This window comes from Serratia sp. 22278 (assembly GCF_052045405.1).
In the GTDB taxonomy this organism is placed as follows: Bacteria; Pseudomonadota; Gammaproteobacteria; order Enterobacterales; family Enterobacteriaceae; genus Serratia; species Serratia marcescens.
The window spans coordinates 566,520-581,217 of the sequence record NZ_JBQEOW010000001.1 but is presented as its reverse complement, the minus strand read 5'-3'; the positions used below and the strand labels follow the sequence as shown (position 1 = coordinate 581,217).

At 58.8% G+C, this 14,698-nt stretch carries 16 protein-coding genes; 6 read left to right on the top strand and 10 right to left on the bottom strand.

Features of this window, described 5'->3' with window-relative positions; all coding sequences use genetic code 11:
- Positions 1–25 precede the first annotated feature (25 nt).
- From kdsA to hemA, 6 genes are read right to left on the bottom strand one after another with little or no spacing between them, the layout of a single operon-like run.
- Positions 26–880, bottom strand: coding sequence for a 3-deoxy-8-phosphooctulonate synthase (kdsA, locus tag ACTJJ6_RS02935; protein WP_004941087.1), 855 nt, complete (start codon positions 878–880; stop codon positions 26–28).
- Between the two features lie 58 nt (positions 881–938).
- Positions 939–1,748 (bottom strand): invasion regulator SirB1, encoded by an 810-nt coding sequence (gene sirB1, locus ACTJJ6_RS02930; protein WP_016928096.1) that lies wholly within the window; start codon positions 1,746–1,748, stop codon positions 939–941.
- Positions 1,745–2,146: a SirB2 family protein gene (locus ACTJJ6_RS02925; protein WP_170913124.1), complete on the bottom strand. Its 402-nt coding sequence runs from the start codon at positions 2,144–2,146 to the stop codon at positions 1,745–1,747. Before ACTJJ6_RS02925 ends, sirB1 begins: the two co-directional genes overlap by 4 nt.
- Positions 2,147–2,187: 41 nt before the next feature.
- Positions 2,188–3,021, bottom strand: a complete 834-nt coding sequence (prmC, locus tag ACTJJ6_RS02920; protein ID WP_049300663.1) for a peptide chain release factor N(5)-glutamine methyltransferase — start codon at positions 3,019–3,021, stop codon at positions 2,188–2,190.
- Entirely contained in the window at positions 3,021–4,106 is a 1,086-nt protein-coding gene (gene prfA, locus ACTJJ6_RS02915; RefSeq protein ID WP_016928099.1) for a peptide chain release factor 1, read from the bottom strand. The genes prmC and prfA overlap by 1 nt, the downstream gene beginning before the upstream one ends.
- A gap of 31 nt (positions 4,107–4,137) precedes the next feature.
- Positions 4,138–5,400 (bottom strand): glutamyl-tRNA reductase, encoded by a 1,263-nt coding sequence (gene hemA, locus ACTJJ6_RS02910; RefSeq protein WP_049300665.1) that lies wholly within the window; start codon positions 5,398–5,400, stop codon positions 4,138–4,140.
- Positions 5,401–5,867: 467 nt separating this feature from the next.
- Between hemA and lolB the strand changes: the two genes are divergently transcribed.
- The 3 genes from lolB (at position 5,868) to prs (ending at position 8,476) form a co-directional block, all read left to right on the top strand.
- Positions 5,868–6,491 carry a lipoprotein insertase outer membrane protein LolB gene (gene lolB / locus ACTJJ6_RS02905; RefSeq protein ID WP_004941069.1) on the top strand — a complete coding sequence of 208 codons (624 nt, stop codon included), beginning with the start codon at positions 5,868–5,870 and terminating at the stop codon, positions 6,489–6,491.
- A complete protein-coding gene (ispE, locus tag ACTJJ6_RS02900; RefSeq protein WP_016928102.1) occupies positions 6,488–7,354 on the top strand; it encodes a 4-(cytidine 5'-diphospho)-2-C-methyl-D-erythritol kinase in 867 nt (288 codons plus the stop codon). Before lolB ends, ispE begins: the two co-directional genes overlap by 4 nt.
- Before the next feature lie 174 nt (positions 7,355–7,528).
- Complete coding sequence (prs, locus tag ACTJJ6_RS02895) at positions 7,529–8,476, top strand: ribose-phosphate diphosphokinase (RefSeq protein WP_004941061.1); 948 nt, start codon at positions 7,529–7,531, stop codon at positions 8,474–8,476.
- A 185-nt stretch (positions 8,477–8,661) separates the two neighbouring features.
- Here prs and ychH read toward each other — a convergent pair whose 3' ends face one another.
- Positions 8,662–8,940, bottom strand: coding sequence for a stress-induced protein YchH (gene ychH / locus ACTJJ6_RS02890; RefSeq protein WP_004941056.1), 279 nt, complete (start codon positions 8,938–8,940; stop codon positions 8,662–8,664).
- A 301-nt stretch (positions 8,941–9,241) separates the two neighbouring features.
- Here ychH and pth point away from each other — a divergent pair, with 301 nt between their 5' ends.
- On the top strand, positions 9,242–9,832 hold the full coding sequence (pth, locus tag ACTJJ6_RS02885) for an aminoacyl-tRNA hydrolase (RefSeq protein ID WP_028128042.1): 591 nt from the start codon (positions 9,242–9,244) through the stop codon (positions 9,830–9,832).
- 37 nt (positions 9,833–9,869) lie between these two features.
- Here pth and ACTJJ6_RS02880 read toward each other — a convergent pair whose 3' ends face one another.
- Complete coding sequence (locus ACTJJ6_RS02880) at positions 9,870–11,399, bottom strand: SulP family inorganic anion transporter (protein ID WP_206195360.1); 1,530 nt, start codon at positions 11,397–11,399, stop codon at positions 9,870–9,872.
- 334 nt (positions 11,400–11,733) lie between these two features.
- Between ACTJJ6_RS02880 and ychF the strand changes: the two genes are divergently transcribed.
- Positions 11,734–12,825, top strand: a complete 1,092-nt coding sequence (ychF, locus tag ACTJJ6_RS02875) for a redox-regulated ATPase YchF (RefSeq protein WP_004941048.1) — start codon at positions 11,734–11,736, stop codon at positions 12,823–12,825.
- Between the two features lie 278 nt (positions 12,826–13,103).
- On the top strand, positions 13,104–13,634 hold the full coding sequence (locus tag ACTJJ6_RS02870; RefSeq protein WP_151254696.1) for a hypothetical protein: 531 nt from the start codon (positions 13,104–13,106) through the stop codon (positions 13,632–13,634).
- Between the two features lie 84 nt (positions 13,635–13,718).
- On the opposite strand, the gene ACTJJ6_RS02865 is transcribed toward ACTJJ6_RS02870, so the two are convergent.
- Positions 13,719–13,940 carry a hypothetical protein gene (locus ACTJJ6_RS02865; protein ID WP_075335069.1) on the bottom strand — a complete coding sequence of 74 codons (222 nt, stop codon included), beginning with the start codon at positions 13,938–13,940 and terminating at the stop codon, positions 13,719–13,721.
- A gap of 135 nt (positions 13,941–14,075) precedes the next feature.
- A complete protein-coding gene (locus ACTJJ6_RS02860) occupies positions 14,076–14,522 on the bottom strand; it encodes a tautomerase family protein (RefSeq protein ID WP_151254695.1) in 447 nt (148 codons plus the stop codon).
- Positions 14,523–14,698 lie beyond the last annotated feature (176 nt).

Here is a 14,698-nt window from a genome sequence, read left to right as displayed (position 1 = left end):
GGGCTTTTTTTATGGCGACGAGCGCTTAGTTGCTGGTATCCAGCTCCGGGAAGCTCTTCACCAGGTCGTCGATGGCTTTCATCTGCGCCAGGAACGGTTCCAGTTTGTCCAACGGCAGCGCGGAAGGACCGTCGCACTTGGCGTTGTTCGGATCCGGGTGCGCTTCGAGGAACAGGCCGGCCAGGCCAACCGCCATACCGGCGCGCGCCAACTCGGCCACCTGAGCGCGGCGGCCGCCGGACGCGGCACCGAATGGATCGCGGGTCTGCAGCGCGTGGGTCACGTCGAAGATCACCGGATGGCCGCCAGTGACGTTCTTCATCACGTTGATGCCCAGCATGTCGACCACCAGGTTGTCATAGCCAAAGTTGCTGCCGCGATCGCACAGGATCACCTGGTCGTTGCCGCCCTCTTTGAACTTGTCGACAATGTTGCCCATCTGCCCCGGGCTGACGAACTGCGGCTTCTTGACGTTGATCACCGCGCCGGTTTTCGCCATCGCTTCCACCAGATCGGTCTGACGCGCCAGGAAGGCCGGCAGTTGGATCACATCAACCACTTCGGAAACCGGCTGCGCCTGCGCCGCTTCATGCACGTCGGTGATGATTTTCACGCCGAAGGTTTTTTTCAGCTCTTCGAAGATCTTCATCCCTTCTTCCAGGCCCGGACCGCGGTACGAGTGGATGGAAGAACGGTTGGCTTTGTCGAAGGAAGCTTTGAATACGTAAGGAATGCCCAGTTTTTGCGTCACGGTGACGTAGTGCTCGCAGATGCTCATCGCCAGATCGCGCGATTCCAGCACGTTCATACCGCCAAACAGCACAAACGGCAGGTCGTTTGCTACGTCGATGTCGCCAATGCTAACCACTTTCTGTTTCATGCTTTCGCCTTTGTTAAGGTTGTTACCGTCGCCTTGCAAACTGCACGGAGTCATTGAATTAATGCAGCGTCACCTGTTTCGGCTCAATCGAGTGGATCTGTACTTTGATCACTTCGCTGACCGGGTCTTCAGGACACTGCTCGACAAAATAGTTGAGATCGGAAATCGCGATGTGGTTGCACTCCAGCTGGGCATAAATCAGCCCGCGGTCGCGGATCTCGTACGGATCTTCCGGATCGAAGCACAGCACCGTTTCGCTGGTGCGCAGCGCCATTTCCAGCTGCTTTTCTTCCATCAGGGCGGCCTTCAACGTGTCCAGCATCTTGCGCACCACCATGATGTTCTCCGACTCATCGAGGTCGTCGTCTTCCAGCTCGGCGCCCAGCCCCAGGTTGCCCTTGATCCACACTTCCAGCTGGTGCTCACTCAGGGTTTCGCCGTTCAGCGGGTTGATCAGCCACAGCTCTTCGTCCAGCCAATCGGCGCGCAGGATCAACTGGGTGGGGAAAATCACCGGCAGCAGCGGCAGATCCAGCGCGTTGGCGATGTGCAGGAAAATGGTGCCCAGCGAGACCGGCGTGCCCTGCCGCCCTTCCAGCACCTTGTCCAGCCAGATGGCGTCCGACAGGCGGTACACGCCGCTGGCGCCGCCGAATCCCCAGGTCTTGTAGAACAGTTCAATGAGCGCATCCAGTTGCTGCTCCTGAGTGATATCGACCGGCACTGCCGCACGCGCTTCATCCACCAGCTGTTGCAGCTTTCGCTCCACGTCGGCAGCCGGGAAGTCGCGCCGCACCGACTGCGACACCAGGATCACCCCTTCGCTCAGCGGCGAGGTGTTAAATTCAAAATCAGCAATGCTACTCATAGGTATCCCATCAGAAACGGTATTTTCGTCGTGGCAAGTTTAATTATCAGATACAGACAGCCCAACGCCAGCACGAACGCCACGGTTCGCAGCCGCTGACTTTTGGTCTTCTTGCCCAATGCGACATAGCCAAGCAGGATATAGATAATAACGCCAAACAGCTTCTCGGTCAGCCATGAGTCCATACCCAGCAGCGGATAAAACCCGAACGTCACCACCAGCGCGATGCCGCTGACGAACAGCAGCGTGTCATTCAGGTGCGGCGCTACCTTGACCCAGCGGCGCCCCATGATCGGCGAGCGGCGCCACTGCCAGTAGAAACGCAGCACAAACAAGGTAATACTGATGGCGACCGTCAGCAAATGGAAATGTTTCAACGCGGTGTATGCAGTCATGATGCTCCCTTAAATGGCCCGGGCGTCGTTATTATGAGGGGCGCTTATCCCGGCCATTGGCCGAGCGTCACGCGGTCGTTGTCGCCGTAATCACGGTGGGTGGCGACAGCGGAAAATCCGGCGGCCTGCAGCAGCGCGCGCACGCTCTCGCCCTGCTGCCAACCATGTTCCAACAGCAGCCAGCCCTGCGGTTGCAAATAGTGCGGCGCCTGGCGCACGATGGCGGCCAGATCCGCCAGCCCGTGATCGGCGGCGACCAGCGCGCTGCCCGGCTCGAAACGCACGTCGCCCTGTGACAAATGCGGATCGGCGGCGTCGATATAGGGCGGATTGCTGGCGATCAGCGCAAAGCGTTGCCCCGCGACGGGCGCAAACCAGCTGCCCTGTAGAAATCGGACGTTGTCGATCCTCAGCTTGTGCGCATTGTGCTGCGCCAGCGCAACCGCCTCCGGCTGCACATCAACGCCGATAGCCGAACAATCCGGGCGCTCGCTGGCCAGCGCCAGCGCGATGGCGCCGGTGCCGGTGCCGAGATCGAGAAAGTGACAGGATTGCGGCGGCAGGCGCGCCAGCGCCAGTTCCACCAGGCATTCGGTATCCGGGCGTGGGATCAGCGTCGCCGGCGAGACCGACAGAGGCAGCGACCAAAACTCGCGTTCACCCACCAGATAGGCCACCGGCTCACCGCGTTCGCGGCGCGCCAGCAGCGTCTCCAGCTGCTGTTGCTGCGGCGGCGTCAGCAGGGTTTCCCCGAACGCCATCAGGAAGGTTCTGGCCTTGCCGGTCACGAAACCCAACAGGATTTCCGCGTCGCGCCGGGCGCTGTCGCTGTGGGTCAAACGCGCGGCGGCGGCTTTCAGCCAGTGTTGATAATCCATCACTCTTGCTCGGCGGACAGCGCAGCCAGCTGATCGGCCTGATACTCCTGCACGATCGGCTGGATCAGCATGTCCAGTTTGCCTTCCATCACTTCGTCCAGACGGTAGAGCGTCAGGTTGATGCGGTGGTCGGTCACCCGCCCCTGCGGGAAGTTGTAGGTGCGGTTGCGGTCGGAACGATCGCCGCTGCCCAGCAGGTTGCGGCGCGTGGACGCCTCGGCCTGCTGGCGCTTGGCCATCTCGGCGGCGCGAATGCGCGCGCCCAGCACCGACATCGCCTTGGCTTTGTTTTTGTGCTGCGAACGTTCGTCCTGGCACTCCACCACGATGCCGGTCGGCAGGTGGGTGATGCGGATCGCCGAGTCGGTGGTGTTAACGTGCTGACCACCGGCGCCGGAGGAGCGGAAGGTGTCGATTTTCAGATCGCCCGGGTTGATGTCCGGCAGCTCGGCTTCCGGCACTTCCGGCATCACCGCCACGGTACAGGCGGAGGTGTGGATGCGCCCCTGGGATTCGGTTTCCGGCACACGCTGCACGCGGTGGCCGCCGGATTCAAACTTCAGCTGGCCGTACACGCCGTCGCCGGAAACTTTGGCGATCACTTCTTTGAAGCCGCCGTGTTCGCCTTCGTTGGCGCTCATCACCTCGACGCGCCAGCGGCGGCTTTCCGCATAGCGGCTGTACATGCGGAACAGATCGCCGGCGAAGATCGCCGCCTCATCGCCGCCGGTGCCGGCGCGCACTTCGAGGAAGCAGCTGCGCTCATCGTCCGGATCTTTCGGCAGCAGCAACACCTGCAGCTGCTGTTCCAGCGCTTCGCTGGTCGCCCGCGCCTGTTTCAGCTCTTCCTGCGCCATCTCGCGCATTTCCGGATCGTCCAGCATCATTTCCGCCGTCTCCAGATCCTCCTGCACCTGACGCCATTCCAGGAAGCAGCGGCTGACGTCGGTCAGCTGCGCGTATTCTCGCGACAGCGCGCGGAACCGGTCTTGCTCGGCGATGACGCCGGCATCGCCGAGCAGCGCCTGCACTTCTTCATGGCGCTCTTGTAACGCTTCCAGTTTGGCAACAATAGAAGGCTTCATGCGTGGTAATAAACCCTGTTAATAGAGAAAACTAATGCTGATCCAGCCCGAGGCTGTCGCGTAATAACTGCAACCGCTCCACGTCGCCGTCGCCGGCGGCCTGCTGGAGGGATTTGGTAGGGGCATGAATAAGACGGTTGGTCAGTTTATGGGCCAGCTCGTGAATAACCTGCTCCGCGCTGGCGCCCTGCGCGATGGCGGCCAGCGCTTTGGCCTCCATCTCTGCGCGGATCTGGTCGGCCTGCGAACGGTAGTCGCGGATGGTTTCCACCGCGCCCTGCGAGCGCAGCCAGGCCATGAAGTTGGTGCTTTCCTGCTGCACGATCGACTCCGCCTGCACCGCCGCCGCTTTGCGCTGCGCCAGATTGCTTTGAATGATGGCGTGCAGATCGTCCACGCTGTACAGATAGGCGTTGGCCAGTTTGCCGACCTCCGGTTCGATATCGCGCGGTACGGCGATATCCACCAGCAGCATCGGCTGGTTGCGGCGCGCCTTCAGCGCGCGCTCCACCATCCCTTTTCCGATGATCGGCAGCGGGCTGGCGGTGGAACTGATGATGATGTCGGCGTCCGCCAGGCGTTCGTCGATCTCCGGCAGGGTGATCACTTCCGCGCCGACTTCGTCCGCCAGCAATTGCGCGCGCTCGCGGGTGCGGTTAGCGATGATCATGTGCCGCACTTTGTGCTCGCGCAGGTGGCGCGCCACCAGCTCGATGGTTTCACCGGCGCCCACCAGCAAGACGTTGAGATCGGCCAGCGATTCGAAGATCTGCCGCGCCAGCGTACAGGCGGCGAAAGCCACGGAGACCGCGCTGGCACCGATGTCGGTTTCGGTGCGCACGCGCTTGGCAACGGAGAAGGATTTCTGGAACAGCCGCTCCAGCTCGCCGGACAGCGACTGGCCGCGTTGGGATTCGGCGAAGGCTTTTTTCACCTGGCCGAGGATTTGCGGTTCGCCCAGCACCAGCGAGTCCAACCCGCTGGCCACCCGCATCAGATGGCTGACCGCGTCGTTGCCTTGATGCCAGTAGAGACTTTTCTTCACCTCTTCCGGACGCAGGTTGTGGTAGGCGCACAGCCAGGCGACCAGCTGTTCGTGCATGTGCTCCTGCTGCTCCACGCTGAGGTACAGCTCGGTGCGGTTGCAGGTGGACAACACGACGCCGCCCTGCACCAACGGTTGTTGGAGCAAGCTGGTCAGCGCCTCATCGATGGACTCTGGCGAGAAGGTCACCCTTTCACGCAGAGAAACCGGAGCGGTTTTGTGATTTATACCTAACGCCAGCAGGGTCATTGCTTCGAGTAATACTTCTGTTGGTACGGGTTCTCGTTGAACGGCATTCTACTTGATGCGCGGGATCAATAAAAGTAACAACCGCATCTTCCGTTCAATCGCTGTCATAGACGACATCAATTAATGAATAAGTAATAAATACAGCGGGATAAATAGTCAAAGGGTAGGTTGATTGTTTAAATTTTAGCGCAGTTTGCGATGAGGCGCACGCTATTCGACGCACATAACGGCGGCGTTTGCGCAACTCTGCACCGCTTATCGGGAGCGCCTCCCCCGCCTTCAGGCGATTGTGTTACGCTTAATGACAACCCCGACGCGCGCGCCGCGTTGGCACTACGCCGGTAAACGCGGCAAGATTCAACGCGATGCAGCAAAAAATTGACGCGCCGCCGGCGCCCCGTTAGCGTGAGCGCTGAATCCGGGTTTCGTCGCGCATGCCCGCAAGGACAAAAGGACAAGAAAAAGTTATGCCAATACGCAAAGTTAGTTTGCTCCGTCTGATCCCGCTGGCCAGCCTGGTGCTGGCCGCCTGTACCACCACCAAGCCGACCGGCCCGGCCACCAGCCCGACCTCACCGCAGTGGCGCGCCCATGAGCAGGCGGTGCAGCAGCTTAGCACCTATCAGACCCGCGGCTCTTTCGCCTACTTGTCTGATCAGAAAAAAGTCTATGCCCGCTTCTTCTGGCAACAGTTTTCGCCGGAGCGCTACCGCCTGCTGCTGACTAACCCGCTGGGCAGCACGGAAATGGATCTCAACGTACAGAAAAACGTGGTGCAGCTGACCGACAACCAGGGCAAACGCTACGTCAGCGACAACCCCGAAGAGATGATCCGCAAGCTGACCGGCATGGCGATCCCGCTGAACAACCTGCGCCAGTGGATGGTCGGCCTGCCGGGCGAAGCCAGCGATTTTGCGCTGGATGACCAATATCGACTGAGCAAACTGACCTACCAGCAAGGCGGCCAGACCTGGAAAGTGGATTACCAGAGCTACAGCACCGAGGTGCAGCCGACGCTGCCGAACCGTCTGGAGCTGCAGCAGGGCGACCAGCGCATCAAGCTGAAAATGGATAACTGGACGCTCAAATGATCCGCCAGTGGCCCTCCCCCGCGAAACTCAACCTGTTTCTGTACATCACCGGCCGTCGTGAAGACGGCTATCACCTGCTGCAAACGCTGTTCCAGTTTTTGGACTACGGCGACACCCTGACCATTGACCCGCGCCAGGACGATCGCATTAACCTGCTGACGCCGGTCGACGGCGTGCCGGACGAGCAGAACCTGATCGTGCGCGCCGCCCGCCTGCTGCAGCGCTATTGTGATGAACAGGGTCTGCAGACCGCGCCGCGCGGCGCCGACATCAGCATCGACAAGCGCCTGCCGATGGGCGGCGGTTTGGGCGGCGGCTCCTCCAACGCCGCCACCGTGCTGGTGGCGCTGAACGAACTGTGGCGCTGCGGTCTTGGCGACGACCAACTGGCTGCATTGGGGCTCAGCCTCGGCGCCGACGTGCCGGTGTTCGTGCGCGGCCACGCCGCCTTCGCCGAAGGCATCGGCGAGCGTCTGCAGCCGGCCGAGCCGCAGGAAAAATGGTATCTGGTGGCGCATCCCGGCGTCGGCATCCCGACGCCGGTTATCTTCGGCGACCCCGAATTAAAAAGAAACACCCCGGTTCGCTCCTTAAGTGAGCTGTTGCAGGCGCCGTACGCAAATGATTGCGAACCGATCGCAAGAAAACGTTTTCGCGAGGTTGAACAGCTTCTTTCATGGCTGTTAGAATACGCCCCGTCACGCCTGACTGGCACAGGTGCTTGTGTGTTTGCTGAATTCGACACAGAAATCGCCGCCCGTCAGGTGTTAAATCAAGCCCCGGAGTGGTTGTGTGGTTTTGTAGCGCGCGGCGTTAACGTCTCCCCACTACATCGCATTCGTTCCGGGCGGTTTGAGTCGTAGCTCAACGTTTCGCTGCGCAGGGTCATGCACACCTGGCCCTGTTATCCCTGCGCTGCCTGCGGTCTCAATTTTAGTTTTACATACCCGTATGTATATTGCGCCGGCGTCGCCGACTGCCCCTTGGCGATGTCGCATGACAATATCTTCTCTGGACGCAAGCCTGAGGTTCTTCTCGTGCCTGATATGAAGCTTTTTGCTGGTAACGCCACCCCGGAACTAGCACAACGTATTGCCAACCGTTTGTACACCAGCCTTGGTGACGCCGCTGTAGGTCGTTTTAGCGACGGCGAAGTGAGCGTGCAAATCAACGAAAATGTACGCGGCGGTGATATTTTCATCATCCAGTCCACCTGTGCCCCGACCAACGACAACCTGATGGAACTGGTTGTGATGGTCGACGCCCTGCGTCGCGCCTCCGCAGGTCGTATTACCGCCGTTATCCCTTACTTCGGCTATGCCCGCCAGGATCGCCGCGTGCGTTCCGCGCGTGTGCCAATCACCGCCAAGGTTGTCGCCGATTTCCTCTCCAGCGTAGGGGTTGACCGCGTTCTGACGGTGGATCTGCATGCTGAGCAGATTCAAGGCTTCTTCGACGTACCGGTAGACAACGTGTTCGGCAGCCCGATCCTGCTGGAAGACATGCTGCAGCAGAACCTGGAAAACCCGATCGTGGTTTCCCCGGACATCGGCGGCGTCGTGCGCGCCCGCGCCATCGCCAAACTGCTGAACGACACCGATATGGCCATCATCGACAAACGCCGCCCGCGCGCGAACGTTTCTCAGGTGATGCACATCATCGGTGACGTGGCAGGCCGCGACTGCGTGCTGGTCGACGACATGATCGACACCGGCGGCACCTTGTGTAAAGCGGCTGAAGCGTTGAAAGAACGCGGTGCCAAGCGCGTATTCGCCTACGCGACGCACCCGATCTTCTCCGGCAACGCCGTGGACAACATCAAGAACTCGGTGATTGATGAAGTGATCGTCTGCGACACCATTCCGCTGTCGCCGGAAATCAAGGCACTGAAAAACGTTCGCACTCTGACCCTGTCCGGCATGCTGGCTGAAGCCATCCGCCGCATCAGCAACGAAGAGTCGATCTCTGCGATGTTCGAGCATTGATCCGTCATCTTTCCGGTGCGGCGCCCACTGCGCCGGAAAGATAGCGCGCTCGACAGCAGAAAAAGAAAAACCCGTTGGTGCGTGAGCAACAACGGGTTTTCTACTCGTAGTCCGACATGACCTCAAACCTTAATGCACGGCAGATGTTCCCTTGCCCTGCTCTTGCTTCCCTTCTGCTTTTTTAATCAATGCGACGAACGATGTTGATCGTTGCGGCACCGTTTATCAAAGTGTTTTACCCACCAGTAGCGATCCGCCACCTGCTCGCGGCCGCCGATACGCGCGCCCACCAGCCACAACAGCGCGCCGACGAAGATGCTCATGATGGCGCCGTGGGCGAAAAACTGCGGCAGATTGAACTGGGATACTTCAGCAATAATGGAGTATCCGACACCGCCGATCATCACGACCAGCCCCAGCCCCATAAAAAAGTTGCCCACTCTGTCCGCGCTTCTACGTTTCATATGCCACCTCCATGATTGCCATGTGCCAACCGGGATAACGCTGCAACTTGTTAACCCACTTTGATAAGTTAAGTATAGTCCCTGTTGCGGCAAGGGGATTGCGGAGGCGATCACAAATGGTAAAGAATTATTGACACTTCTTAACACGGCGCTGAAAATTAGCGGACAAATTGAATTATTCAGCTAATGAATCACTCGCCTTTCTTACCTAAGGTGACGGCAGAGATCGGGTTTTGTCATTCACCGCCCCGACAGGTAGACTAAGGCCCTTTCCATTACCCTGATCATAGCGAATCTCCCAGTGAGCAGTATTAAATTGATAGTCGGCCTCGCCAACCCGGGCGCGGAATACGCCCAGACACGCCACAACGCCGGCGCCTGGTACGTCGATCTGCTGGCCCAGCGCCACAATCAGCAGTTAAAAGAAGAGAGCAAGTTCTTCGGCTACACCGCCCGTTTGAACCTGGCGGGCAACGACGTGCGCCTGCTGGTGCCGACCACCTTCATGAACCTGAGCGGCAAAGCGGTGTTGGCGATGGCCAATTTCTATCGCATCGAACCCAACGAGATCCTGGTGGCGCACGACGAGCTGGATCTGCCGCCCGGCGTGGCCAAAATCAAGCTCGGCGGCGGCAACGGCGGCCACAACGGCCTGAAAGACATCCAGAACAAGTTCGGCAACAACCCGAACTTCTACCGCCTGCGCATCGGCATCGGCCATCCGGGCGACAAGAACAAGGTGGTGGGCTTCGTGCTCGGCAAGCCGCCGGCCGGCGAGCAGAAGATGATCGACGAAGCGATCGACGAATCGCTGCGCTGCACCGAGATGCTGATGAAGGACGGGCTGGAAAAAACCGTTCAGCGCCTGCACAGCTTCAAGGCGCAGGCCTGAACCTTGCCGCAGCGGGCGCCCTGCCCGCTGCCTGCTTTTAGCCGCGCGGGTTGAAGGTCTCCTCGCCCACGCGGCGCTCATCGGCGGTGAAGCCCTCTTCCGCCACATAATACTGCGGATCGTCCAGCTCATGGCTGCAGAACGGCCCGGCGCGCTTGAGCAGGCGCACGCAGTCAGCGCTCAGGTGGCGCAGACGAATGCTTTTCCCCGCCGCCAGATAGCGCGCCGTCAGCTTATCGATCGCCTCTACGCCGCTGGAATCCATCACCCGGGTGCCGGCAAAATCCAGCACCACGCTCTGCGGATCGCTCTGCGGGTCGAACAGCTCGGCGAAAGCCGCAGCAGAGCCGAAGAACAGCGGGCCATCCAGTTGATACACCGCCACCTCGCCCGTTACCTGCCGCTGACGCACGCGGATGCGCGCCTGCTGCCAGGCGAACACCAGCGCCGAAATAATCACCCCGCTGATCACCGCCACCGCCAGATCGGTAAAGATGGTGATCAGCGTGACGGCGACCATCACCAGCGCGTCCGCCTTCGGCATGCGGCGCAAGCGACGCAGCGAGCTCCACTCGAAGGTGTTGTAACACACCACCAGCATCACCCCGGCCAGCGCCGCCACCGGCAGCAGGCCGATATAGCGCGACAGGCTGACCACGAACAGGATCAGCAGGATGGCGCCTACCGTGCCGGAGATGCGCCCGCGACCGCCCGAGGTGAAGTTGATGATCGACTGGCCGATCATCGCGCAGCCGGCGAAGCAGCCGAACAGGCCGCATACCGCGTTACCGGCGCCCTGCGCGATACTCTCGCGGTTGCCGTTGCCCTTCTTGCCGCCCATTTCATCCAGCACCGTCATGGTCAGCAGCGATTCAATCAAACCGACCAAGGCGATCACCACCGCATAGGGCAGCACCACCCGCACCATCTCCAGGGTAAACGGCGCCGTCGGCAGGCTGAAGTGCGGCAGCGCGCCGGAAATGTCCGCCAGGTCGCCCACGCGCAGCGTGTGCAGGTTGAGGCCGATCGCCAACGCCGAGACCACCAGCAGCGCCGCCAGCGAAGACGGAATGGCTTTGGTCAGGCGCGGGAACAGCACCACCACCGCAATCGCCAGCGCCACCAGGCCGTACATCAGCGGGCCCTGCCCGGCGATCATCTTCAGCTGCGCCAGCATGATGACAATCGCCAGACCGTTGACGAAGCCGTGGATCGCCGGCAGCGGCACCAGCCGAATGAACTTGCCCAACCGGAAGGCGCCGATCAGAATTTGGATCCCCCCGGCAAACAGCGTGGCCCACAGCACGTAACCCATGCCGTACTGCGCCGCCAGACTCATCAGCACCACCACAATGGAGCCGGCGGCGCCGGAAACCATGCCCGGCTTGCCGCCGAACAGCGCCGTGACCAGGCCGATAATAAACGCGGTATGCAAACCGACGATCGGCGAAAGACCGGCGACCAGCGAAAAGCCAACCGCCTCGGGGATCATCGAAACCGCCACCACAAAGCCCGCCAGGACTTCATTTTTAACGTCCGCGATCCTGACGTTACTCAGGTTAAACATGCATTATTCACTTATGACAGATGACATCATCTCCCCGCGTAGCGGGTATGGGGTACCGCAAGGCGCGGCAGAGTGCAGGCGGGCACAGCTCAGGGTGGCGTAGGCAAGAAATACATCCGGCGCGTTTCCTGTCGGTTAATCGAAACGGCCAGTATGGGTAAATGTGATCCAAATCTCAATCAAAAACCGGTCGCCCGCGCTGCGCTCCCCCCCGCCAAGCAAGTCTGATCGAGATAAACGCCCATTACGTGTATAATGGCGGCATTATTTTGCCCTTTATGCAGTCGGTTAAACCTAACCAGCTGATAGTTAAGATATTTAAGGTGATTACAACATGGGATTCAAATGCGGTATCGTCGGCCTGCCTAACGTAGGCAAATCCACCCTGTTCAACGCGTTGACCAAAGCGGGCATTGAAGCAGCCAACTTCCCGTTCTGCACCATTGAACCGAACACCGGTGTGGTGCCGATGCCCGATCCGCGTCTGGATAAGCTGGCCGAGATCGTCAAGCCGCAGCGCATTCTGCCGACCACCATGGAATTCGTCGACATCGCCGGCCTGGTGAAAGGCGCGTCCAAGGGTGAAGGCCTGGGCAACCAGTTCCTGACCAACATCCGCGAAACCGAAGCCATCGGCCACGTGGTGCGCTGCTTCGAGAACGACAACATCATCCACGTCAACAACAAGGTCGATCCGGCCGAAGACATCGACGTCATCAACACCGAGCTGGCGCTGTCTGACCTGGACACCTGCGAGCGCGCCATCCACCGCGTGCAGAAGAAAGCCAAAGGCGGCGACAAAGACGCCAAGGCCGAGCTGGCGGCGCTGGAGAAATGCCTGCCGCACCTGGAAAACGCCGGCATGCTGCGCGCGCTGGATCTGACCGCGGAAGACAAGGCGGCGATCAAATACCTGAGCTTCCTGACGCTGAAGCCGACCATGTACATCGCCAACGTCAACGAAGACGGCTTCGAGAACAACCCGTACCTGGACACCGTGCGTAAAATCGCCGACGCCGAAGGCTCCGTGGTGGTCGCCGTGTGCGCCGCCGTGGAATCCGACATCGCCGAGCTGGAAGACGAAGAGCGCGACGAATTCATGGCCGAGCTGGGTCTGGAAGAGCCGGGCCTGAACCGCGTGATCCGCGCCGGTTACGAGCTGCTGAACCTGCAGACCTACTTCACCGCCGGCGTGAAAGAAGTGCGCGCCTGGACCATCCCGGTCGGCGCCACCGCCCCGCAGGCGGCCGGCAAGATCCACACCGACTTCGAGAAAGGCTTTATCCGCGCGCAAACCATCGCCTTCGACGACTTCATCACCTACAAGGGTGAACAAGGCGCCAAAGAAGCCGGCAAAATGCGCTCAGAAGGTAAAGACTACATCGTCAAAGACGGCGACGTGATGAACTTCCTGTTCAACGTCTAATCCCTTCCCCGCAGCGTATTTCTCCGCTGCCGGAAACGGAAAAATCCACGCTTCGGCGTGGATTTTTTTGTCTCTCGATTCTGCGTGTTAGCGCTCTGGATAAGAATCTAATGTTAAAAGTGCAACGTACTGAACGTTACGATGAGCAACGGACAGTTTTATTCAGTAGGCCCCTCATCCAGAATGATTAAATTTTCTGCTATTCAATACTTTAATATCTGTATTAAGATGACTTCACAATCTTTGGTTAATTAGTGAGTTAGATAAGGATTCTAGCGATGCCTCTACCTGACCGAATGAGACCCACAAAAGTCAGTAGCAAAAAGATCAATGAGCTGGCAAACAAAGCTAAGCAGATACTTTCAAGAATTGACGAAGGTTTTGACGAACAAGATTCCGTTTTAGAAGCAATGATAGTCGAATGGAACAGCCAGGTTGCATGCCCCTATGCGTTTTCAGATTTCAGAGATTTCTCCTCCTGGACCAGTGCCAGGGAGTTCACCCGCATGGCTTTCAATCTGGAAAAATTCTATGCGGATTTTACCTGGGATGAATTGGTTCAAACACTTCGCTGTGTGTCTGATGCCAAAAGTAAGGCATCCGAACAAAATTTCGCTCTTGCACTGCTTGAGAAAAATTTTGATGGCAATCCATCAGACCTCATTTTTTGGCCGGATGAATGGTTCCAGGATCCTGATATGTTCCATGTTGACCTGACAACCGAAGAGATTGCCGGCTATTTAATGGCCCGCTCTGGCAGGTATTTAGCTGATGCGCCTGAAATAGAGTTAAAGTATCCGATCCCATGATCAATGCTTAAAGAACGGTACTGGCCTCTTTTCCAATCTGAACGCTCAATATTAGATGTTTGTGCGGCTTAAAGCGGCCTAATCCTAAAGGCTTTCCATATAGTTGAATGCGTTCATCAGCTCTTCTTCAGTTAACGGTGATTCCAGATTTGAGCCTGACTCTTTCTCAACTTTTATTAGAAGCTCACTGCGAGTCATTCCCAATCGGTTCGCCACATGGTTAGCACAACTGCGCGCGTGAGACGCTCTCTGTGCCAGCGGCATTGCCGTATTCAACACTTTTTTCCTCGCTGATGAATGAGACATGGCTTCTCCCTGCAAGCGACATTTTTATCCATTCTAACACTTCCGAAAAACAGCCTCTTGGAGGTTGCCTTTCAATTTCTTTCGGCAGATACAGTACGCATTATTTCATAGTCCACAAGCGTTTACCGTTGCTCATTATGTCCATTTCTCGCGGTTATCCCCCTCCCACACCGAAGGCCGGTTCTCGCTGCGCCATTTCTCCCCCGCCGTCGTTCCCGGCGCCGGGGGCTTCAAGCCTTCGATAGTCCACAGCGAGAACGGCGTTTCGTCCACGTGCAGCTCCCAGCGCAACCCGCGCGCGGCAAGGTAGGGTTGCAGGATGCGGGTGCAGGCCGCAAGGAATTGCTGCTGCTCTGCGTCGTTGTCCATGGCGCGCGCAATATGGTCGATGGTCACCCGCACGAAGTCATCAGCCGGTTCGCCGCCAAGATACGCCGTGCCGGGCGGCAGCGCTTGGAAGAAAACGTTGACGTAGAAGCGCGGCAAAAAGTCCTGGTACAGGGCAGTGACCTTCTGCGCAATCGCGCGTTTATCGGCGGCGCTGAAAGCCGGTTCAGGGTGGTAAATCTGCCACAGTGGCATCGCGTTATCTCCTCGGTAAAGCTGCGGGGTATCGACAATCGTTCTGGCCGGCAGCCTATGTCAAACAAAACTCCAATAATAAGAGTAATAACTCCAATCATTGAAGTTATCAAGCCGAGGCGATAAAATTATCCGCATTAGGGCGGCAAACGGAGGCAAGGCAACGTGAAAGCAAA